We start from the raw sequence: 19391 nt of genomic DNA, 5'->3' as shown, positions 1-19391 counted from the left end.
TCTTGGAGCCTCCTATGCGTCAAATCAGCTCGTTTGATAGGCCTTGGGGCTATAGCCGGTCTGGCTTTTGAAAAAACGAGAGAAATTACTCGGGTTTTGATTACAGAGCCTCACAGCCACCTCTGCTACCTGCAAGTCAGTATATTTCAACAGACTTTTTGCTTCCATAATAATCATCTCGTTCAGCAACTCCTGAGCCGTTTTATGCGTGATTTTTTTGACACATTTATTCAAATGATTGGGCGTAACGTTCAGCAAATCGGCATACTCCGAAACCTTTTGCAACTGATAAATCTTTTGAGACAAGGCATCTTTATAATGGTTCACTAAATACGCAGCAGCCGTCTTACTCACTTCGCCTTCCTCCTGGTAAAAGGCATTGGCCTCTGTCAGGATATCAAGAATTTTAAAAATCACCTGATCGTAACCTTTCCGGTTAGGATCCTGATACACCTGCAGCAAGTCATTCAGACTACGACAGATTCTTTCTTTGGCAGCCTGGTCAACCTCTACTAAAGGATACGTCAGAAAATCATAGAAACTAAACTGTTCAATGACCTTCATCTGGCCGGACTCCTGAAAAATATCGGGACTGAAATGCACGTAAAAACCTTCGACATCTTTACTCATCGACCGATGCTCCGTTATTTGGTATGCAGGCAGAAAAAAGAAGCTGTTTGCTGTGATTGTAAATTCTGACAATCCCTTGCTGCGAACTGAACTTCCTTTAGTCAGAAAAATAAAATCATATGTGATTTTACGGTGAGGTGGCAGAGGAAAAACCAGTTTATCTCTATATGTTTCCACCCGATTAATATGGAAAAGATGATGCCCGGTTGACCTTACAAAAGAGGACTGATTGTCTCCAAAATGAAAACGATCTGTCTCCTCAAGGGTTAAAACCGGAACTTCGTTTCTGTTCATCTCTTTCAATCATTTAGAATAGCTACGGCCCGGGTCCATCCGGCACTTGCATCTTTTATTTTGGCTGGAAAACAAGCTACTTTAAAGCCAAAAGGAGGCAATTGATCAAGATTTGCCAATTTCTCAATTTGACAATATTCCTTTTCAATTCCTACATAATGAGCTTGCCAAATGATGCCCGGTCTTGGGTTTGCTTTATAATCCTCTGCCTGAATGTGAAGCGGAATATCCCAGCCCCAACCGTCGGTTCCCATTACTTTGATACCCTGATCAATAAGCCAGTGGGTAGCTTTGGCCGAAGCTCCGACATGAATTTTCACATAATCATCGTCATGAAGTCGCTTATCCGCGTCGCAACGAATCAAAACGATATCATAAGGTTTGAGGGTGTAATTAATAGCTGCCAACTTTTCAATGAGATCCTCAGGCTCAAACATAAAACCATCAGGTTTATCTGTAAAGTCAAGCACCACTCCATCATGAAAAAACCATTCGAGTGGCATCTGGTCGATAGTCCTTGCGGGTTTGCCCTCACTGGTCGGAAAATAGTGATAAGGTGCATCAACGTGCGTACCGCAATGACTCGTCACCGTCAACATTTCACCTGCTGGCCCTTTGTTGTCAATAAAGCAATCTGTCATACCACCAAAAAGACCGGCTCCGATTTTCTTAGCCCCTTCCTCATGATTTTCGTAAACAATCTTTGTCGGCAAAGGCTCCTTTACTTCTTCAGAGATGGTAATGGAGAGGTCAATAATTTTCATCCGGTGTAATGTTATTGGTTAAAGTATTAATGAAGACTTGCGTATTCATCATTTTCATTCATAAATATCTACTTCAAAAGTCTTCCTCCGTCAACCGTAAGAATTCCCCCGGTTGACATTTTAAGATGATCAGCCAGAGCAAACACAGCATTTGCCACATCTTCTCCTGTTGCAAAACGCTCCATAGGTGTATGGTCAATTTGATTTTGCAAAAATTCTTTTGGAAAGTTCTTAGTGTATTCTCCCTCTACAAAACCAGGCGAAACAGACATGACCCTGATTTTTGGGGCCAGTACCCGGGCGAGCGATCTGGTCATTGAATCCAGAGCAGCCTTTGAGGCACAGTAGGCAACATTTGACCCGATACCGAAAATTCCGGCTATGGAAGAGATGTTGACAACTAAAGAGGCATTTTGAATTGAGATTTCCGATTGTTGATTTTTCGAAACCGCTTGTTCCAGCAAACCTCTCATCGCCCTTACCATTGCAAAACTACCCCTGAAGTTGGTTTGCATTATTTTGTCTATCCATTCATCTGTCAATCCTTCCAGGTCGTCATGTGCTACAGGTGTGGTGATACCGGCATTATTCACAAGCACATTTAAATGCCCGAATTTTTCGCTAACAAAATCGACCAGTTCGAGTAAAGCCTGTGCATCTGTTGAGGGGGCCTGAATAACAGCATGCTCCGTCCCGGGAAGGGAACGGAGCAGCCTTTCGGCCTTTTCTCGGTTAGCATTATAGGTAGCAATGACCACATACCCGTTCTCGGCAAATTTCTGACAAATTGCCGAACCAATCTCTCCTGCCCCTCCGGTTACGAGTACTGTTTTCATTATTTATTTAGTTCACTGGTTATTGGCTATTGGTTGATTAGTTATTGGTTTACCCATCACATAACGAATCACCAATCACCAAGTCTTCTCACCCGAATATCCGCTTGCTCTTTATGACCGGCAAAGTTTTCAATTTCGCAAAGGCGGGAGCAATATTCACCAATCATAGCACTGGCTTCCGGAGTTCTAACCTCCTGATAGGTGCATGTTTTCATAAACTTCCCAACCCAAAGGCCGCCCGTGTATTTGGCTCCATGTTTAGTAGGTAGTGTATGATTTGTTCCTATAACCTTATCGCCATAAGCAACATTGGTATATTTCCCTAAAAACAAGGCTCCGTAATTGGTCATATTTTCGAGGAAATACCTCGGATTTTCAGTCATTACCTGAACATGCTCACTTGCAATCCGATCTGCCTCTTCTACCATTTCTTCAAGCGTATCTACCACAATTACTTGTCCGTAATCTCTCCAACTGATGCTGGCCACATCTGCCGTAGGCAAGGTTTTTAGCTGTCTTTCTACTTCGGCTATCGTCTCTCTTCCCAGCTTTTCAGAGTTTGTCAGTAAAATAGCCGGTGAGCCGGGCCCATGCTCGGCCTGACCCAGAAGGTCAGTTGCACATATTTCGGCATCACTGCTTTCATCAGCGATGACCAAAGTTTCCGTTGGCCCCGCCAGCAGGTCAATTCCAATTTTACCAAAAAGCTGACGTTTTGCCTCGGCAACATAAGCGTTTCCGGGACCCACCACCATATCCACTTTTTCAATGGATTCAGTACCCAGTGCCATAGCTGCGATAGCCGGAACACCTCCTAAAAGATAAATCTCATCAGCTCCCGCCAGATGCATCGCAGTAACCGTTTCAGCCGGAATTTTCCCCTGAATTGGCGGGGTTAATGCCAGGACCTTTTTCACTCCGGCCACCTTTGCCGTTAACACGCTCATATGAGCCGAGGCCACCATCGGATAACGACCTCCGGGAATGTAGCAGCCTACTGAATTTACGGGTATATTTTTATGCCCAAGTATTACACCCGGTAACGTTTCCACCTCAATATCCTTCAAGGCATTTTTTTGATGAGTGGCAAAATTCCGGATTTGAGTCTGTGCAAACTTGATATCTTCTATTGTTTGTGGATTCACCGAAGACACGATTTCTTCAATTTCCTCTTTCGAAAGCTTGAAACTCTTTGGTGACCACTTATCGAAACGCTCTGAAATCGAACGAACAGCTACATCACCGCCAGCTCTTACCTCCTCTATTAATCCCTCGACTGCGTCTCTGACCTTCCGATCATTGGTGTCCGCCTCAAAAAGGCCAATGGCTTCCTTTAATATTCTTTTCATTCAGACAATTGAAAAATGTTCAACTTCAGGTGCAGCACTAAAAAATGGAGAAATCACAGCCCTCCATTGCGGAAAAAGATCTGATTCCCGAAAGCCAATGGTATGATCCTCCAAAGTCTCCCATTCAATCAGGGCGACTACGGTATTCGGATTTTCAACCGAACGTTTAAAGTTGATCGCGATGAAACCTTTGGATTGAGAAATAACGGCTTTCGCCTTCGGAATGGCGGCCAGAAAGCTTTCCATTTTGTCCTCAAGGATAGAAAGCTTAGCAAATTCAAGAATCATTCTTCGACAGTTTTTGAAGTGGTACTTTACCTATTTTAACTAGGACAAATTTAACCAAAGTTAAAACCTGACATTTATCATAAATGATCTATTATTATTCATTATCAATCCATATCAATGAATATCATCAAAAATAGGTGTAAAAATTTGTCAGTTAACCTCTATAAGAGGTATCCAAAGTCAACTCACCTTCAAATACCCTCGATACGCAAGCACAGAGTTTTTTGTCACAAGCTCGCTCCTCTGAGCTAAAGAAGGCGTCACGGTGATCTATTGTGCCGCTGTATTCTATAATATCGACCTGACACAGGCCGCATTCGCCTCGTTTGCAGTCGTACATGACTTCAATTCCTTCCTCTTCCAGAGCATCCAATAAGGTTTGGTTGGCACTGACCTCCACGGTTTTGTTAAACCTTGGCAGGTTTACTTTAAAGGCCACTGTAGGATATAAACCGGTGGTACCGAAGGTCTCGTAGCGTAAGTCTTCGGCCGGCAGGGCCGACTGGAACCAGGCCAACTTGGCCGCCTCCAACATGCCCATAGGGCCGCAAACATAGAGTTGTGATCCTTTTTTCATCGAATTCACCAAGGCGGGAATATCGACCAGGCCGTGCTCATCTTGCACAAACAATTGAAGTCGATCACCCAGAAGGGTATTCAAGTCCTCCGAGAAAGGCATATCACTGCGTTTTTGAGCCGCATACACAAATCTGAAATTTTCACCTTTGGCCAGTAACTCTTCCGCCATTGAGACCATTGGCGTGATGCCAATTCCGCCGGCAAGAAGCACATATTCGGAACTTCCGTATGTCAGTTCAAAATGATTTTTAGGTTGAGAAACCCTTATTTTCTGCCCTTCTTCCAGCGTCCACATATAAGCAGAACCCCCTTTACTTTCGGGCAATAATTTGACCGCAATTTTCAAAACCGAAGTACGACGAGGCTTTCCCACAAGCGAATAACTTCTGATCTCGGGATGCCCTTTAAAATACACCTCCACATTGATATGCGAACCAGCCGAAAAAGAAACCTCAGCCGGAATGTCAATCTCAAACTGCCTGACCGTTTCGCCGACCTGCTTTATGCTTTTGATTCGGCCCTCAGACCATTCATTGGAAAATCTCATCAGCTTCTTTCTTTTTCTACCAGTTTGTCAATGATACGACGTGTCCACATGGCTCCGCCATCAATATTGAGATTATAGAACTCCCGGCCCGGATTGGCCTCAATGGCCTTTTGCTGGGCCTCTAAAATATCCTCGTCCTGACTGAAAATGCGGGTAACCCCTGCCCTAAGCTGATGTGTTCGGGCCACGTTTTTTAAATTATAGTTCCGGCAAAAAGCCCAGAAATAGTGGCATGTGGTATCGGTCTCTGGAGTGATGGTATTCACCACGCAACCATTAACACCCTGTGAGCGATCGCCCTCGGGAGCACCCGTACCTTCCGGAGCTACACCCACATCGATAGCAATGCTCGCCGGAGCAATGAAATTGATGATTTGCCAGCGATCTACCTTTACGTCTTTCCCCAGCTGAGCCACCCAGAAAGGCGGTGCATCAATATTCTTCATCCATCGGGTTACGGTAGCCGATTCATCGGTATGGGTTACATCAAACGGGGCCTCGGCCACTGCGTCGTTCCCGATACTCTCACTGTGCACGAAAGTCTCGTGGGTGAGATCCATCAGGTTATCAAGCACCAGTTTATAATTGCATTTCCCGTAGATCACATCACCGTCGCCGGTCCATTCGGGATGATCATTCCAGAATAAATCCGGCACCTTGGATTCATCGGCCTCCGCCGGATTACCCATCCAGACCCAGATATAGCGGTGACGCTCCACCACCGGATAGCTCTTGACACAAGCCGAAGGATTGATGGTTTCCTGAGAAGGCATGAAGGTGCACCGCCCGTCTTTATTATATCGCAAGCCATGATAGCCACAGCGTACTTCGTCATTGATCAGTGTTCCTTTGGAAAGCGGTAACAGACGATGCCAACAGGCATCCTGAAGTACCACAGCCTTGCCGGCTTTATTGCGGTACATCACCAAAGGCTCATTGCAGATTTTTCTCGGGAATAAAGAATAGCCAATTTCCACATCTCGGGCCGCGGCATACCAGGCATTTTTCGGGAAACTGTAATTCATTGTAAACTTTGACTGATCCATGTTCAAATTTTCTATATTTGTTCGCAATTCGCACACATGTTCGAATAACAGCTTAAACTTAACAGATCAATTGCATTATTCGCACTTGATTTTAAACTTTTAATTGAAATATGGAGATCAAAGCCTCAGATTATGTGCAATCGTTGGACAAAGGATTGCGGGTTTTACTCGTCTTTTCAAAAGAGCAACGCCCTCTTACGCTCTCTGAAGTAGCCGCCCAAACACAGATGAGCCGGGCCGCGGCTCGCCGTTTTTTGCTGACGTTTACCCACCTGGGGTATATGCAAACCGATGGAAAGCGTTTCAGCCTGACTGCCAAGGTGCTGGATCTGGGCTACAGCTATATTTCGTCGATGGACATCATTGATATCGCCAAACCCTACATGTTAAAACTTTCTCAGGAGCTGAACGAATCCTGCTCAATCGGCGAAATTCAGGATACCGACATCGTGTACATTGTACAGGAACAAGTGGCACGCGTGATGACAGTTTCGCTCAAAGTAGGCTCTAGGATTCCTGCCCATGTGACCTCGATGGGCCGAATGATTCTGGCCATGAATGAACAAATGCAGGAAGAGCTGCTGGACAAAATTGACTTTACAACCTACACGAGCCACACCATTACCGACAAAGACAAACTCAAAGCCGAACTGGCCATCATTAAAATACAAGGCTGGGCCTTTGTGGATGAAGAGCTGGAATATGGCCTCCGGGCTATTTCCACCCCTATTTTCTCAAAAAACGGTTCGGTAAAATATGCGATGACCATTGTAAGTACCACCAACCGCACCGGCAAAGAAGAAATGATCAACCGTTTTCTCCCCGCCATGCAAAAAACCTGTCAGGAGATCAGTTTAGCATTGGGGATGATGTGAGCGGAGTTAAAAAGACGAGTATCTGTTCGTTACGGATTTTTAGGCGATCAGGTGGTTTATTTATGGCTTTTCCTGCACCTACTAAGACCTATCGCCCACCTTTCTTAAGCCTACTCACGCATACATTTCAAAGTAGCTGGAATAGCAGTAAAAGTAGAGGCAGAAGTCTTCCAAAACACTTTACTTTGTCATCTTCATGCCTCCGAAGAGAACAATCCTTTTAAAGAAAATCCTTTTCTTTGATTATTAAAATATCAGGACAACAGTACATGAAAACATTTTATATCTTTCTTTTAATATTAGCTGTTCCGCTCATTTCAGTATTCTCCCAGAATTTAGACATCAGTGGAAAAGCCAGAGTCAAAGTTATGGAGCCCGCTAGTAATTCAGCCAAAATAGTGACCAGAGAACCGGATGGCACCTTATCTCAGTTGACTGAAAACTCAGCAACTTATACAGTTGGAGATTTTGCTCAGGGAGGAATAATTTTTTGGGTAAGCCCGGACACGAAACATGGCAAAGTAATAAGTCTTTATGACGCCGGTTCAACGACCTGGAGCAACATCACAAATACTCAAATTGGGTCCACTGCACAGAGTTTAATTAATGGAGCAGGCAATTCCGTGGCGATAACATTACAGGATGGCCATATAGTCTCCGCAGCAGAACATTGCCTTAAACTTTCTTACAGCGGCTATAACGATTGGTATTTACCATCACTGAATGAAATGGGTTTGGTGGACAGCGTAAAGTCAGTAATTGATTCTTCCTCCACGGCCAACGGAGGAGAGTCATTATCAACAAGCAAGTTATATTGGACTTCAACTGAATACTCCTCCACTGTATACTATTATGATTTTTCTTTGGGATTTGCATCTTTGGCGGTAAAATCAACCAATCAGCTTGTTAGAGCGATACGTAGTTTTTAGCCATTTATCTACCCTCTACGAAACTCCCCGGGCGGCACACCGACCTTCTTTTTGAATAACCTGTTAAAATAGGCGGGGTCATTGAAATTGAGGAAATAAGCAATTTCTGCGATGCTGTATTGTGTGTTGAGCAGATAGTTTTTGGCTTCCTGTAGGAGCACTTCCTGCACGACTTCCAAAGCCGACTTACCCACCACCTCGCGGCAAACCCGGTTTAGGTGCACCACTGTAATACCAACATCCGCCGCGTAAGCCGATACCGCTATTGATTGGTTCATTTGTCTTTTCACAGAGGTCAGAAACTGCTGGTAATAGGCCAACGAGCGGTGGCTGGTCAGCAATTCCAGGCGTTCGGCCTCAAAACTACTACGGTATAATTCGGTGAGAATTAACTCCAGCAGAGATCTCACCACCGCCCACTTTTCAATTTTATGCTCGGGCAGCTCGGCCTCAATGCATTGGTAATACACCAATAGCCGATCAAAACATTCTGGCTGCTGCTGAAAATTCAACTGATTTCTTGAAAGAATAGACTCCTGCATTTCAGGTCGCCCCTTCATCAGATTCTCCGGAAAGCGGGTCGAGAACGTCATAACTTCGCCCTCCACCCCTTCTTCAAATTGAAAACCATGCAGGGTATTGGCAGGAATCAGCAATACCGATTTCTCTTCAATAAGAAATTGCTTTTTTGACAAAGAAAACCGCCCGCCACCGGATCGGATAAAAAATAGCTGAAGCAGGTCTGAATGAAAATGCTCGGTAATTTCCCAATTATAGGCCTTACTACGAACCTCCAGCGATTCACATTGAAAAAAATCAGAAGAGGCGTCCAATTGCTGGTCCCCAAAAAGTCCATCAAAATGTTGTAGCCTCGTTCTCATTTGTTCCTTTATTACAAGCTAAAAGTGAACTAACCTTTCTCAAAACCTATATAAACCCTATTGAGAAAAATATAATGTTTCAAATGTACAAGATATTCATTTCATATATCCAAGAGGTTGTAGGATCTTTTTGAGAACTTTGTATCACAAAAATAGTTAAGCATGAGCGAAATCATTTATAATAAGTTCGACTGGGATGTGCAGCCGCCAAGGCTTTCGCCCGAATATAAGTCGACCGTCCTCAGGGCTCCAACGAAGCCCTTGATCTTAACCAAACAAACATTGTCAGAGCTTTCCGGACCCGTCTTCGGGGATTTCAACCTGGGGCCACTTGATCACGATCTTTCCAAAAACTCGATCGTTAACGGAGAACCTCTCGGTGAGCGGATTCTGGTTCATGGAAGAGTTCTGAACGAAAACGGTCAGCCCATTCCGAATACCCTCATTGAAATCTGGCAAGCCAACTCCTGCGGGCGATATGTGCACAAGGTTGATCAACATGATGCTCCGCTGGATCCTAATTTCCTGGGTGCCGGACGCTGTATGAGTGATGCCAACGGTAACTATAAGTTCTATACGATCAAGCCGGGAGCATATCCCTGGGGCAATCACTATAATGCCTGGAGACCCAATCACATCCATTTTTCACTTTTCGGAGCCAATATCACCAATCGTCTGGTGACCCAAATGTATTTCCCGGGAGATCCGCTCCTTCAGTACGATCCGATTTTCTTGGGAGTACCACCAAAAGGAAGAGACCTCCTGATTTCAAAATTCGACATGGATGCGACCGAAGAAGGTTATGCCCTGGCCTACCGTTTTGACTTTGTGCTTCGAGGTAATAATGCGACTCCTTTTGAGAATATTTGATCTGGTTGGAGAAAGGAAAATGGAATAAGGGGAAAGGAGAGCGTATAAGACAGAAGACGGTACGAGACGTTTGATGTTCGATACCAGTAATACATCCCTTTAAAGCTGAGAGCAAAAATAAATCAATAACCAGTTTCCCGATTATCCAATTTCCCAATCAACCAAAAAAGAAAAAAATGAAACAAACACCTTCACAAACCGTCGGGCCTTATTTCGCTTATGGACTTACGCCCGAGCAATATTTATATGATTTCAAGGCTTTGGTCGGAAACGAAATGGTGAGCCCGATGGACGACCTCAACTGTATTCAGATCAGCGGACAAGTTTTTGACGGAGAAGGGAAATTAATCCCCGACGCCATGTTGGAAATCTGGCAAAATGATGGCGAGAAGCAGCTTTTCGGTCGATTTGGAACAGGAACCGACCCAAAGAACAGATACGTTTTTCATACCATCAAACCAAAATCAGTTGACGGCCAAGCCCCGCACCTATCCGTTATCGTTTTTATGCGTGGTCAATTGATTCACTCGTACACACGTCTGTATTTTGAGGACGAACCCGGGCTAAACGCCAAAGATAAAATACTGAATCAAGTGCCGGAAGATCGCCGAAATACCATCATCGCCAAAAAGACCAGCAATGGTTATCAAATGGATATCCATATGCAGGGCGAGAACGAAACCGTCTTTTTTGATATCTGATCATGGGTTTATATCAGCACACTTTTTACAGTGAGGAACTCGGACGCATCATGGACAAAGAGTCGTTCATTGAGCAGATGCTTAAGGTAGAAGCGAGCCTGGCAGAGACTCAGGCAGCTGCGGGTATTTTTCCTGAAAGTTCTGCAGAAACGATTCAAACGTGTGCTAAAATCGCATTTATCGATCTGGATCGTCTCAAAAAAGACATCATCCTGGGCGGCAATGCCGCCATACCGCTGGTCAAACAACTGACCACTCTGGTAAAAACCAAAGACTTTGAGGCCTCAAAACATGTACATTTTGGAGCCACCAGCCAAGACATCATTGATTCGGCCACCGTTCTACAACTGATTCAGGCCGCAGCCTGGATGGACAATCAGCTGAAACACTTGGAATCTGTCTTGGAGCAACTGGTCGAAACGCATCGCGATACACTCATGATTGGCCGCACCTTACTGCAACAGGCCAAACCCATTACTTTTGGTTTTAAAGCGGCCCTTTGGTTGAAAAGCATTCGTCAGGATCGTACACGACTTCAGCAGGCGGTTGAGAACAACAAGATCCTGCAAATGTACGGAGCTGTAGGGGCAGGTCATGCCAGGATGAATGCCGAAGTACTTGAAAAGCTGGCTGTTGCCCTAGATTTAAAAACCGAAGGTAGCTGGCAATCGTCCCGTGGAAATCTGTGCGAATTCGCTTCGGCTCTGGGGATTTTATCCGGTAACCTCGGAAAAATAGCCAAAGACATTTCTTTGCTGATGCAGACCGAAATTGCCGAAGTTTTTGAGGGAGCCGCCGAAGGCAAAGGAGGGTCCAGCACTATGCCCCATAAACGAAATCCGGTCAATTGTGCTCTCATCCTTTCCAACGCCACCAGAACACCGGCTTTGGTAAGCACCATGCTTTCGGCCATGCTACAGGAACATGAGCGTTCGGCCGGGCTCTGGCACGCTGAATGGGAAACCCTTCATGACCTCATCCAACTTACCGGAGGTTCTCTGGAAAAATCGGTCGACCTGCTTGCCCATTTGGAGGTAAACCAAGATAAAATGAGAGAAAACCTGGAGGTCACCCAAGGCCTTATTTTTGCCGAAGGCGTTTCTCTGGCTCTGGCTCCTGAAATGGGAAAATTGAAAGCTCATGAATTCGTGCAAAAAGCCTGCAAAACGGCTCTTTACGAGCAGAAACATTTAAAGCAAGTTCTGGAGGAGCAGGGCGTAAAACTACCCAATCTCGCAGAATTATTCAAACCTGAAAACGCCCTGGGTTTAGTCCACGAAATGATTGACGAAATACTCAAAAAATGAACTATAAATTAGAAGGAACACCCAACAGTCCGGTGCTGATTTTCTCCAATTCCCTGGGCTCTACCATGGATATGTGGGAAGAACTGGTGCCTTTTCTCTTGCCCTATTTCCGGGTCTTGAGATACGACACGCGTGGTCACGGAGGAAGCCCGGTAACGACAGAACCTTACACCATTGATCAACTGGGGCAAGATGTAATTGACCTGATGGATCGTCTTTCCATTGAAAAAGCTTTTTTCTGTGGACTTTCCATGGGAGGTTTGATTGGTCAATGGTTAGGCATTCACCGACCTAAGCGATTTTATAAAATTGTTTTGAGCAATACGGGAGCCAAAATCGGCGATGATGAGCGGTGGAATACCCGAATCAGCACCATTTCTGAGAATGGCATGGAGTCGATCGTCGATGCCTCCATAGACCGTTGGTTTACCGATGAATTCAAAGCTAAAACCCCGAAGAGAGTGGCTCAAACCTACGATATGTTTTTGAGTAGTCCGGTGATAGGCTACAGCAATTGTTGTGCGGCCATACGGGATGCCGATTTTAGGGATAGCCTGTCGAAATTTTCGGCAGAGGCCTTGGTGATCACAGGCGATCAGGATCTTGTCACTAATGTGGAACATGCTGAATTTCTGGTAAGTCAAATACAAGATGCTGAACTTAAAATTCTGCCTGCCAGACATTTAGCAGCTACCGAATTACCCGAGGAATATTCAGAAGCTTTAATCGATTTTTTTGTTGGAGAGAGCACTTTTGAGAGGGGAATGCATGTTAGGCGAACTGTTTTAGGCAATGCCCATGTAGACAGAGCAAATAGCAAAATCAATGAGCTCAATGGCGACTTCCAGGAGTTCATCAGCCATTACGCATGGGGAGAAATCTGGACAAGGCCGGGCCTTTCAAAACCAAACCGAAGCCTGATTACGCTGGCCATGCTTATCGCCCTGAACCGAGAAGCCGAGTTCAAAATGCACGTGAAGGCAGCCTTTAATAATGGTGTTTCACTTGATGAAATTAAAGAGGTCATCATGCAGGCATCACTCTACTGTGGACTACCGGCAGCTAACGAAGCATTTCATAAAACGGAAGAAGTACTGAAGGAAATAGTTGAAGGTTAATTTGACGAAAATTGCAGTTGGTGCCTGAGCCTCCCGAAGGCAAAACCCTTAAAAGCCAAAAATCATAACATGAAAAACCTTAAAACTCAAGTAGGAATCATAGGTGCCGGTCCAGCCGGACTTACTTTGGCACATTGGTTAAAGAAAAATGGCATTTCTTCTGTAATTCTTGAAAACCGAAGTCGGGAGTATGTAGAAGGTCGGGTCAGAGCAGGTTTACTGGAACAAAACACGGTTGATATCTTAACTGAATTAGGATTAGCCAACAGACTTCGGAAAGAAGGACAAGAACATCATGGTGTTTATCTTAATTTTGACGGAGAACGAACCCGCGTACCGTTTGGTGAACTAACCAGAGGTAGAAACATCTGGATATATGGACAACAAGAAGTTGTCAAAGACCTCACAGATGCCTGGCTGGAAGCCGGTGAAACACTGCTTTTTGAAGCCGAGGCCACCGAGCTTAAAAACTTTGAAACAGATTCCCCGGAAATTGTTTTTGAGTATCAGGGTGAAAATGGAATACTTGAATGTGATTTTATTGCCGCTTGTGATGGCTTTCATGGCATTGGCCGAAAGACCTTACCAACTGAAAATTTTAGAGAATTTACAGTCACCTATCCGTTCAGTTGGTTGGGCATCTTGGCCAATGTAGCTCCATCTTCAGATGAATTGATCTATGCGTACCATGAAAGAGGTTTCGCCCTTCATAGTATGCGATCTGAGACTGTTAGTCGTCTGTACATTCAGGTCGACAATGACGAGGACGTATCCAACTGGCCTGACGAAAAAATCTGGGAAGAACTGGCTACAAGACTGGGAACTGAAAACTGGGAACTGAAATCAGGCCCTATTTTTGAAAAAAGCATTACGCCAATGCGTAGTTACTTTATTGATAATATGCAGTTTGGAAATCTTTTTCTGGCCGGCGATGCAGCTCATATTGTCCCACCCACTGGTGGAAAAGGACTTAACCTGGCCATTGCAGATGTAAAACACCTTGTAGACGGCCTTACAGATTTCTATCAAAATAACTCCAGAGAATCTCTTAACAATTACTCCAAAACAGCTCTGAAAAGAATCTGGCGGGCACAGGATTTCTCCAATTTTATGACTACCCTTTTTCACAAACAAGGTGAGCATGGAGCATTTAAATATCAATTACAAAAAGCGAAATTTGACTATATAAAAACCTCAAAAGCCTATGCTACCACCATTGCAGAAAACTACGTTGGCTTACCTTTTGAGGCGTTTGAAGATTAATTTATGAAGCAGGTTAAAGTAATTTCGGCCACTGAAGCCGCAGCGTTAATAAAAGATGGAGATGTGGTCTTAGGTGGCGGTTTTGGTATGACCGGAAACCCTGTCAACATCTTGCACGAACTCGCCAAAACGAGTACGAAGAATTTAACTTTTGTGGCCAATAACGTGGGCGAGCCCAATATGGGTGGTGGCAGACTTCTCAATAACGGTCAATTGAAAAAAATGATCGGTTCCTTTTTTACCTCAAACCCCGAGGCGGTGAAAGCAGCACAGGAAGGAAAAGTTGAATACGAATTGATTCCTCAGGGCACCTTGGCAGAAGCCATCAGAGCCGGCGGGGCGGGTATTGGTGGATTTTACACCGTCACTTCAGCCGGTACAAAAATCGCCGACGGGCATGAAACCAAAGTTATAGACGGCGTAGAGCAGGTCTTTGTCAAAGGCATCCGGGGCAACGTAGCCATCATCAGAGCCTGGAAGGCCGATACCGCCGGAAACCTCCAATACCGTATGACCGAGCAGAACTTTAACCGGGCTATGGCCACAGCGGCCGACCTGGTGATCGCCGAGGTTCAGGAAATCGTACCCGTAGGCGAATTGGATCCGAACGAAATTCATACGCCCGGCTGTTTTGTCGACTATCTTGTGGAACGAAAACTCACCGAAGAAGACCTCGGAAGCTCGGCCTCTACAGGTTCAAAGAAAGTCGATGACCTTCGGATGAACATGGCGAAAAGAGCTTTTGCCGAGTTGCAGAAGGGAGACGTCGTGAATCTGGGCATCGGCATTCCTACCCTGGTGGCAGACCTCATCAAACCCGAAGACGGCATCATCCTCCATACCGAAAACGGCATGCTCGGAGTAGGTCCGGAACCCACCGATGGTGGCGGGGCCATGAAATACCCGGTGAACGCCGGCAAAGTACCCGTTACAGCCTTACCCGGTAGCAGCTACTTCGACAGTGCTGATAGCTTTGCGATGATCCGTGGCGGCCATATCGATGTCGCTATTATGGGAGGACTGGAAATTGATGAGGCCGGCAACCTGGCCAACTGGGCTGTTCCCGGAAAACCTTTGCTTGGGGTAGGCGGGGCAATGGATCTGGCCAGTGGAGCCAAAAAACTGATTATCACATTAAGCCATACTGACAGAGCCGGAAATTCGAAAGTAGTGCCAGAATGCACCCTTCCTTTGACCGCCCATAACTGTGTAGATATGTGTATCACAGAACTGGCAGTATTCAAATATATCAATGGAAAACTAACCTTATTAGAGGTTATGCCGGGCAGTAGTTTGGAAGAAGTAAGAGCGAAGACTGCAGCAAAATTTGAAGAGAAATTGTCATAATTATGAAAGAAGCATACATCATTGACGCCATCAGAACGCCCATTGGAAGTTTCAGAGGAAGACTTTCGCCAGTTCGGGCTGATGATTTGGCGGCCATTCCAATCAAGGAGCTGATTCGTCGAAATCCGAATATCCCTGTTGAGGAAATAGAGGATGTGATTCTGGGTTGCCATAACCAGGCCGGAGAAGACAACCGGAACGTCGCACGAATGGCTCTTTTACTGGCCGGATTACCTCATACCATTCCGGGTGAAACGGTGAACAGGCTTTGCTCTTCAGGCATGTCAGCAGTGGTGCAAGCCAACCGGGCCATCAAAGCCGGTGATGGCGACCTTTTCATTAGCGGAGGCATGGAACATATGACCCGTGGACCTCTTGTGATCTCGAAAGCCTCGGCTTCTTTCGGGAATGATGCCAAAATGGAGGACTCGAGTTTCGGCTGGAGATTTGTCAACCCAAAACTCCATAAAATGTACGGCACCGACGCCATGGGTGTTACCGCAGAAAACCTGGCCGAGCTGTACAACATAAGCAGAGACGATCAGGATTTATTTGCCTACAATTCTCAACAAAAGGCCTTCAAAGCACAACAAAATGGAATTTTAGCAGAAGAAATTGTACCTGTTGAAATGACTGACCGTAAAGGAAATGTTACCGTTTTTGATCAGGATGAGTTCATCAAAGGCAATTCCACCCTGGAAAAATTGGCAACCTTAAAAACAGTTTTCAAAAAAGAAGGCGGAACGGTGACTGCCGGTAACGCTTCAGGGCTGAACGATGGGGCGGCAGCCATGCTGATCGCCTCAGAAGAAGCCATCAAAAATCATTCACTAAAGCCTATGGCCCGCATTATTAGTTCCGGAGTGGTGGGTGTAGAGCCAAGAATCATGGGTATCGGACCAGTGGGTGCAACTCAAAAGGCTCTGAAAAAAGCAGGTTTAAGCCTTGATCAAATGGATGTAATTGAATTCAACGAGGCCTTTGCAGCCCAGTGCCTTGCTGTGAGCCGAAATCTCGGTTTGGCCGATGATGATCTACGAATAAATCCGAATGGAGGAGCAATTGCGATCGGACACCCACTCGGCATGTCTGGTACCAGAATTGTCCAGGCTGCTGCTAACCAACTTCGAAGAACTGGTGGCCGATACGGTCTAGCCGCCATGTGCGTTGGCGTGGGAATGGGTTATGCCGTGGTTATTGAGAATGTTTCTTAAAAGCTGAGAAACTTTTCAATCTGCTCGTTAACAAACTTTTCGTAAAGTGGGTGGCTGATCTTATTGGCGTCAAAATGACGGGCAATCTCCCCAAGTTTGACACGCAGACCGAGCACATTGGCTCCCATGTAAGACAAAACATCATTGAGGTGACCAAGCCCCACGGCATTACCTTGTACGCCATTAGCAAGGCCAACCAAAGCCACTTTCTTATCGCGAAATGAATCGGGGTATCGAAGACCATCAATAAAAGTTTTCAGGACACCCGGGTACGACCCGTTGTATTCAGGAGCAAGAATAATGCATTTATCAACAGAATCAAGCATGGCCTGAAATCCATTATAGCCTTCACTTTTGCCTTTGTTGGCATAGAGAGCTGAAAAAGCAAAATCTTCGGGCAATTGACCAAGATCCATAAGTACAACTTCCTCTCCTATTTCTTCCAACTTTTCTTTGTAATACATAGCCATTTCCAGAGTCATGGCTGAGGGGCGATTAGTACCTACTAAAATTCCTACCGGTTTTTTCAATGTCCTTAAATTTGATCAATATTACGAGCTTAAAACAATCTCAGCCAAATCTGGTTCCATTTTAAAACTCTGCCATGTCTGCTCTTTACCCTCTTTTCGAACTTTTAAATGCTCATGCCGACGACGAATACAAAGAAAGCATGAAACGCTTCTTCAAAACCGGCAAGGGCGAGTATGCCGAACATGACGAATTCATGGGTTTGAAAACTACCGCTATCAGAAAAATCATCAAGCCTTTCTACCATATTAATCAGTCTGACCTCTCGGTCTTGATAACCCATCCTATCCACGAAATCAGAATGGCGGGGCTGCTGATTCTGGTCAAGCAATACCAGAAAAACCGAAAGAAAGACCCAGAGCCATTTGTGAACCTGTACCTTGATCACCTCGACTATGTCAATAACTGGGATCTGGTTGATGGTTCCTGTCGTGACCTATTGGGTGATTACCTGATAACGCGACCGAGAGACATCCTATATAAGCTTGCCAATGAGGAAAACATTTGGAAACAGAGGGTTGCTATTGTAAGCACTTACGCTTTGATAAAAACCGGCGATTTTACCGATACCTTCGAAATAACCAAACGAATGTTCGATAAAAAAGAAGACATTCTGCTCAAAGGAATAGGCTGGATGCTTCGGGAAATCCATAGTCGTGGAGGTCAAAAAGAACTGGAAGAGTTCTTGACGCAAAATATAAGTGATATACAAGGTAAAGTACTTACCATAGCCATTCAGGATTTTAGTCAGGAGCGTAAGCAGTTCTTCAAAAACCTTAAAGCGGAAGCCGCTTAAGCTCAATTGTTTTTTTAGGCTATTAAATGTACTTTTGTCCCTCTTTTAAAGGCTATTAAGCCGTCATATTGAGAGAATCAAAAGAAATCTAATTTAAATACAAAAAAACTTATTCATGAGTCAATCTTTGATTAAGCCGGGTGTAGTAACAGGTGAAGCTTTGAACGAATTGCTGGCCTACGCTAACAAAAACAATTTTGCTCTGCCAGCGGTAAACGTGGTAGGTACAAACTCTATCAATGCCGTTTTGGAGACAGCTGCTGCTGTAAATTCACCGGTTATCATTCAGTTTTCGAATGGTGGCGGAGTGTTCTACGCCGGAAAGAGCTTATCAAATGAAGGCCAGAAAGCGGCAATTGCCGGTTCCATCTCCGGTGCCATGCACGTACACCAAATGGCTGAGCACTATGGTGTACCAGTCGTATTACATACTGACCACTGTGCCAAGAAACTTCTCCCGTGGGTTGACGGCCTTCTGGATGCCGGTGAAGAGCATTACAAAAAAACAGGTAAGCCGCTTTTCAGCTCTCACATGATTGACCTTTCTGAAGAGCCTTTGGAAGAGAACATGGAAATCTGTGCCAAATACCTTGAACGTATGGCTAAGATTGACATGACCCTTGAAATTGAATTAGGTATCACAGGTGGTGAAGAAGATGGAGTTGACAATACTGATGTTGATAGCTCGAAGCTTTATACGCAGCCATCTGAAGTAGCTTATGTTTATGAGACACTGATGAAGATTTCTCCGAACTTTACGGTAGCGGCTGCTTTTGGTAACGTTCACGGTGTATATAAGCCCGGTAATGTATCGCTTCAGCCAATCATTCTGAAAAACTCCCAGGACTTTATCAAAGAGAAATTCAATACAGGCGATCTTCCTGTAAACTTTGTATTCCATGGTGGTTCTGGTTCTTCAAGAGAAGAGATCAGAGAAGCTATTGATTACGGTGCGATCAAAATGAACATCGATACCGATATGCAATGGAGTACCTGGGAAGGTGTTTTGAAATACTATCAGGCAAACGAAGGCTACCTTCAGTCTCAGTTGGGCAACCCGGATGGCGAAGATGTACCAAACAAAAAATACTACGATCCACGTGTATGGCTTCGCAAAGGCGAGCAAAGCATGGTTGATCGTTTGAAAATTGCTTTTGAAGACCTAAACTGTATCAACAGATTGGAAGGACTGCTTTAAGCCTTAATCGTTTTGAAATTAAAAGGCCCCG

At 44.9% G+C, this 19391-nt stretch carries 20 protein-coding genes; 11 read left to right on the top strand and 9 right to left on the bottom strand.

What is annotated here, in order from left to right:
- Positions 1-24: 24 nt before the first annotated feature.
- The 7 genes from AFM12_RS10260 to AFM12_RS10230 form a co-directional block, all read right to left on the bottom strand.
- Positions 25-924, bottom strand: a complete 900-nt coding sequence (locus AFM12_RS10260; protein WP_055147568.1) for a helix-turn-helix domain-containing protein — start codon at positions 922-924, stop codon at positions 25-27.
- Positions 925-929: 5 nt separating this feature from the next.
- On the bottom strand, positions 930-1688 hold the full coding sequence (locus tag AFM12_RS10255; protein ID WP_055147565.1) for a cyclase family protein: 759 nt from the start codon (positions 1686-1688) through the stop codon (positions 930-932).
- Between the two features lie 68 nt (positions 1689-1756).
- Complete coding sequence (locus AFM12_RS10250; protein WP_055147562.1) at positions 1757-2524, bottom strand: SDR family NAD(P)-dependent oxidoreductase; 768 nt, start codon at positions 2522-2524, stop codon at positions 1757-1759.
- Between the two features lie 68 nt (positions 2525-2592).
- The gene (hisD, locus tag AFM12_RS10245; protein ID WP_055147559.1) at positions 2593-3873 is read right to left on the bottom strand and encodes a histidinol dehydrogenase; all 1281 of its coding nucleotides are present in this window, start codon (positions 3871-3873) and stop codon (positions 2593-2595) included.
- A complete protein-coding gene (locus tag AFM12_RS10240; RefSeq protein ID WP_055147556.1) occupies positions 3874-4161 on the bottom strand; it encodes an antibiotic biosynthesis monooxygenase family protein in 288 nt (95 codons plus the stop codon). It lies immediately after the preceding gene.
- A 154-nt stretch (positions 4162-4315) separates the two neighbouring features.
- Entirely contained in the window at positions 4316-5287 is a 972-nt protein-coding gene (locus AFM12_RS10235; protein ID WP_055147553.1) for a PDR/VanB family oxidoreductase, read from the bottom strand.
- Positions 5287-6333: an aromatic ring-hydroxylating dioxygenase subunit alpha gene (locus AFM12_RS10230; protein WP_216598502.1), complete on the bottom strand. Its 1047-nt coding sequence runs from the start codon at positions 6331-6333 to the stop codon at positions 5287-5289. Before AFM12_RS10230 ends, AFM12_RS10235 begins: the two co-directional genes overlap by 1 nt.
- A gap of 110 nt (positions 6334-6443) precedes the next feature.
- Between AFM12_RS10230 and AFM12_RS10225 the strand changes: the two genes are divergently transcribed.
- Positions 6444-7208, top strand: coding sequence for an IclR family transcriptional regulator domain-containing protein (locus AFM12_RS10225; RefSeq protein ID WP_055147550.1), 765 nt, complete (start codon positions 6444-6446; stop codon positions 7206-7208).
- 269 nt (positions 7209-7477) lie between these two features.
- On the top strand, positions 7478-8137 hold the full coding sequence (locus AFM12_RS10220) for an Lcl domain-containing protein (protein ID WP_055147547.1): 660 nt from the start codon (positions 7478-7480) through the stop codon (positions 8135-8137).
- Positions 8138-8145: 8 nt separating this feature from the next.
- Here the strand turns inward: AFM12_RS10220 and AFM12_RS10215 are convergent, their stop codons facing one another.
- The gene (locus AFM12_RS10215) at positions 8146-9018 is read right to left on the bottom strand and encodes a helix-turn-helix domain-containing protein (protein WP_055147544.1); all 873 of its coding nucleotides are present in this window, start codon (positions 9016-9018) and stop codon (positions 8146-8148) included.
- Between the two features lie 162 nt (positions 9019-9180).
- Here AFM12_RS10215 and pcaH point away from each other — a divergent pair, with 162 nt between their 5' ends.
- From pcaH to pcaF, 7 genes are all read left to right on the top strand, one after another.
- Positions 9181-9888: a protocatechuate 3,4-dioxygenase subunit beta gene (pcaH, locus tag AFM12_RS10210; protein WP_055147541.1), complete on the top strand. Its 708-nt coding sequence runs from the start codon at positions 9181-9183 to the stop codon at positions 9886-9888.
- Between the two features lie 176 nt (positions 9889-10064).
- Entirely contained in the window at positions 10065-10589 is a 525-nt protein-coding gene (pcaG, locus tag AFM12_RS10205; protein WP_055147538.1) for a protocatechuate 3,4-dioxygenase subunit alpha, read from the top strand.
- A gap of 2 nt (positions 10590-10591) precedes the next feature.
- The gene (locus tag AFM12_RS10200) at positions 10592-11896 is read left to right on the top strand and encodes a class-II fumarase/aspartase family protein (protein ID WP_055147535.1); all 1305 of its coding nucleotides are present in this window, start codon (positions 10592-10594) and stop codon (positions 11894-11896) included.
- On the top strand, positions 11893-13014 hold the full coding sequence (gene pcaDC / locus AFM12_RS20090; protein ID WP_055147533.1) for a bifunctional 3-oxoadipate enol-lactonase/4-carboxymuconolactone decarboxylase PcaDC: 1122 nt from the start codon (positions 11893-11895) through the stop codon (positions 13012-13014). Before AFM12_RS10200 ends, pcaDC begins: the two co-directional genes overlap by 4 nt.
- 69 nt (positions 13015-13083) lie before the next feature.
- Complete coding sequence (locus tag AFM12_RS10190; RefSeq protein ID WP_055147530.1) at positions 13084-14277, top strand: 4-hydroxybenzoate 3-monooxygenase; 1194 nt, start codon at positions 13084-13086, stop codon at positions 14275-14277.
- A 3-nt stretch (positions 14278-14280) separates the two neighbouring features.
- Positions 14281-15624 (top strand): 3-oxoacid CoA-transferase, encoded by a 1344-nt coding sequence (locus tag AFM12_RS19470; RefSeq protein ID WP_082391272.1) that lies wholly within the window; start codon positions 14281-14283, stop codon positions 15622-15624.
- 2 nt (positions 15625-15626) lie between these two features.
- Positions 15627-16838 carry a 3-oxoadipyl-CoA thiolase gene (gene pcaF, locus AFM12_RS10180; protein WP_055147527.1) on the top strand — a complete coding sequence of 404 codons (1212 nt, stop codon included), beginning with the start codon at positions 15627-15629 and terminating at the stop codon, positions 16836-16838.
- On the opposite strand, the gene AFM12_RS10175 is transcribed toward pcaF, so the two are convergent.
- Positions 16835-17368 carry an NADPH-dependent FMN reductase gene (locus tag AFM12_RS10175; RefSeq protein ID WP_229308487.1) on the bottom strand — a complete coding sequence of 178 codons (534 nt, stop codon included), beginning with the start codon at positions 17366-17368 and terminating at the stop codon, positions 16835-16837. The two genes, pcaF and AFM12_RS10175, sit on opposite strands and share 4 nt — an antisense overlap.
- A gap of 74 nt (positions 17369-17442) precedes the next feature.
- On the opposite strand from AFM12_RS10175, the gene AFM12_RS10170 reads away from it, so the two are divergent.
- Together AFM12_RS10170 and fbaA are read left to right on the top strand one after the other, a co-directional pair.
- Positions 17443-18162 carry a DNA alkylation repair protein gene (locus AFM12_RS10170; protein WP_055147524.1) on the top strand — a complete coding sequence of 240 codons (720 nt, stop codon included), beginning with the start codon at positions 17443-17445 and terminating at the stop codon, positions 18160-18162.
- A gap of 115 nt (positions 18163-18277) precedes the next feature.
- A complete protein-coding gene (fbaA, locus tag AFM12_RS10165; RefSeq protein WP_055147521.1) occupies positions 18278-19360 on the top strand; it encodes a class II fructose-bisphosphate aldolase in 1083 nt (360 codons plus the stop codon).
- Positions 19361-19391 lie beyond the last annotated feature (31 nt).

The sequence above is a fragment of the Jiulongibacter sediminis genome, assembly GCF_001306455.1.
GTDB classification, from domain to species: Bacteria; Bacteroidota; Bacteroidia; order Cytophagales; family Spirosomataceae; genus Jiulongibacter; species Jiulongibacter sediminis.
Note: the sequence above shows the minus strand (reverse complement) of the source record. Positions and strands in the feature narration are given on the sequence as shown.

Bases quoted from the DNA above. Each gene is read 5' to 3' on its own strand.
- AFM12_RS10260 (WP_055147568.1), bottom strand. From the start codon at position 924: ATGAACAGAAACGAAGTTCCGGTTTTAACCCTTGAGGAGACAGATCGT.
- AFM12_RS10255 (WP_055147565.1), bottom strand. From the start codon at position 1,688: ATGAAAATTATTGACCTCTCCATTACCATCTCTGAAGAAGTAAAGGAG.
- AFM12_RS10250 (WP_055147562.1), bottom strand. From the start codon at position 2,524: ATGAAAACAGTACTCGTAACCGGAGGGGCAGGAGAGATTGGTTCGGCA.
- hisD (WP_055147559.1), bottom strand. From the start codon at position 3,873: ATGAAAAGAATATTAAAGGAAGCCATTGGCCTTTTTGAGGCGGACACC.
- AFM12_RS10240 (WP_055147556.1), bottom strand. From the start codon at position 4,161: ATGATTCTTGAATTTGCTAAGCTTTCTATCCTTGAGGACAAAATGGAA.
- AFM12_RS10235 (WP_055147553.1), bottom strand. From the start codon at position 5,287: ATGAGATTTTCCAATGAATGGTCTGAGGGCCGAATCAAAAGCATAAAG.
- AFM12_RS10230 (WP_216598502.1), bottom strand. From the start codon at position 6,333: ATGGATCAGTCAAAGTTTACAATGAATTACAGTTTCCCGAAAAATGCC.
- AFM12_RS10225 (WP_055147550.1), top strand. From the start codon at position 6,444: ATGGAGATCAAAGCCTCAGATTATGTGCAATCGTTGGACAAAGGATTG.
- AFM12_RS10220 (WP_055147547.1), top strand. From the start codon at position 7,478: ATGAAAACATTTTATATCTTTCTTTTAATATTAGCTGTTCCGCTCATT.
- AFM12_RS10215 (WP_055147544.1), bottom strand. From the start codon at position 9,018: ATGAGAACGAGGCTACAACATTTTGATGGACTTTTTGGGGACCAGCAA.
- pcaH (WP_055147541.1), top strand. From the start codon at position 9,181: ATGAGCGAAATCATTTATAATAAGTTCGACTGGGATGTGCAGCCGCCA.
- pcaG (WP_055147538.1), top strand. From the start codon at position 10,065: ATGAAACAAACACCTTCACAAACCGTCGGGCCTTATTTCGCTTATGGA.
- AFM12_RS10200 (WP_055147535.1), top strand. From the start codon at position 10,592: ATGGGTTTATATCAGCACACTTTTTACAGTGAGGAACTCGGACGCATC.
- pcaDC (WP_055147533.1), top strand. From the start codon at position 11,893: ATGAACTATAAATTAGAAGGAACACCCAACAGTCCGGTGCTGATTTTC.
- AFM12_RS10190 (WP_055147530.1), top strand. From the start codon at position 13,084: ATGAAAAACCTTAAAACTCAAGTAGGAATCATAGGTGCCGGTCCAGCC.
- AFM12_RS19470 (WP_082391272.1), top strand. From the start codon at position 14,281: ATGAAGCAGGTTAAAGTAATTTCGGCCACTGAAGCCGCAGCGTTAATA.
- pcaF (WP_055147527.1), top strand. From the start codon at position 15,627: ATGAAAGAAGCATACATCATTGACGCCATCAGAACGCCCATTGGAAGT.
- AFM12_RS10170 (WP_055147524.1), top strand. From the start codon at position 17,443: ATGTCTGCTCTTTACCCTCTTTTCGAACTTTTAAATGCTCATGCCGAC.
- fbaA (WP_055147521.1), top strand. From the start codon at position 18,278: ATGAGTCAATCTTTGATTAAGCCGGGTGTAGTAACAGGTGAAGCTTTG.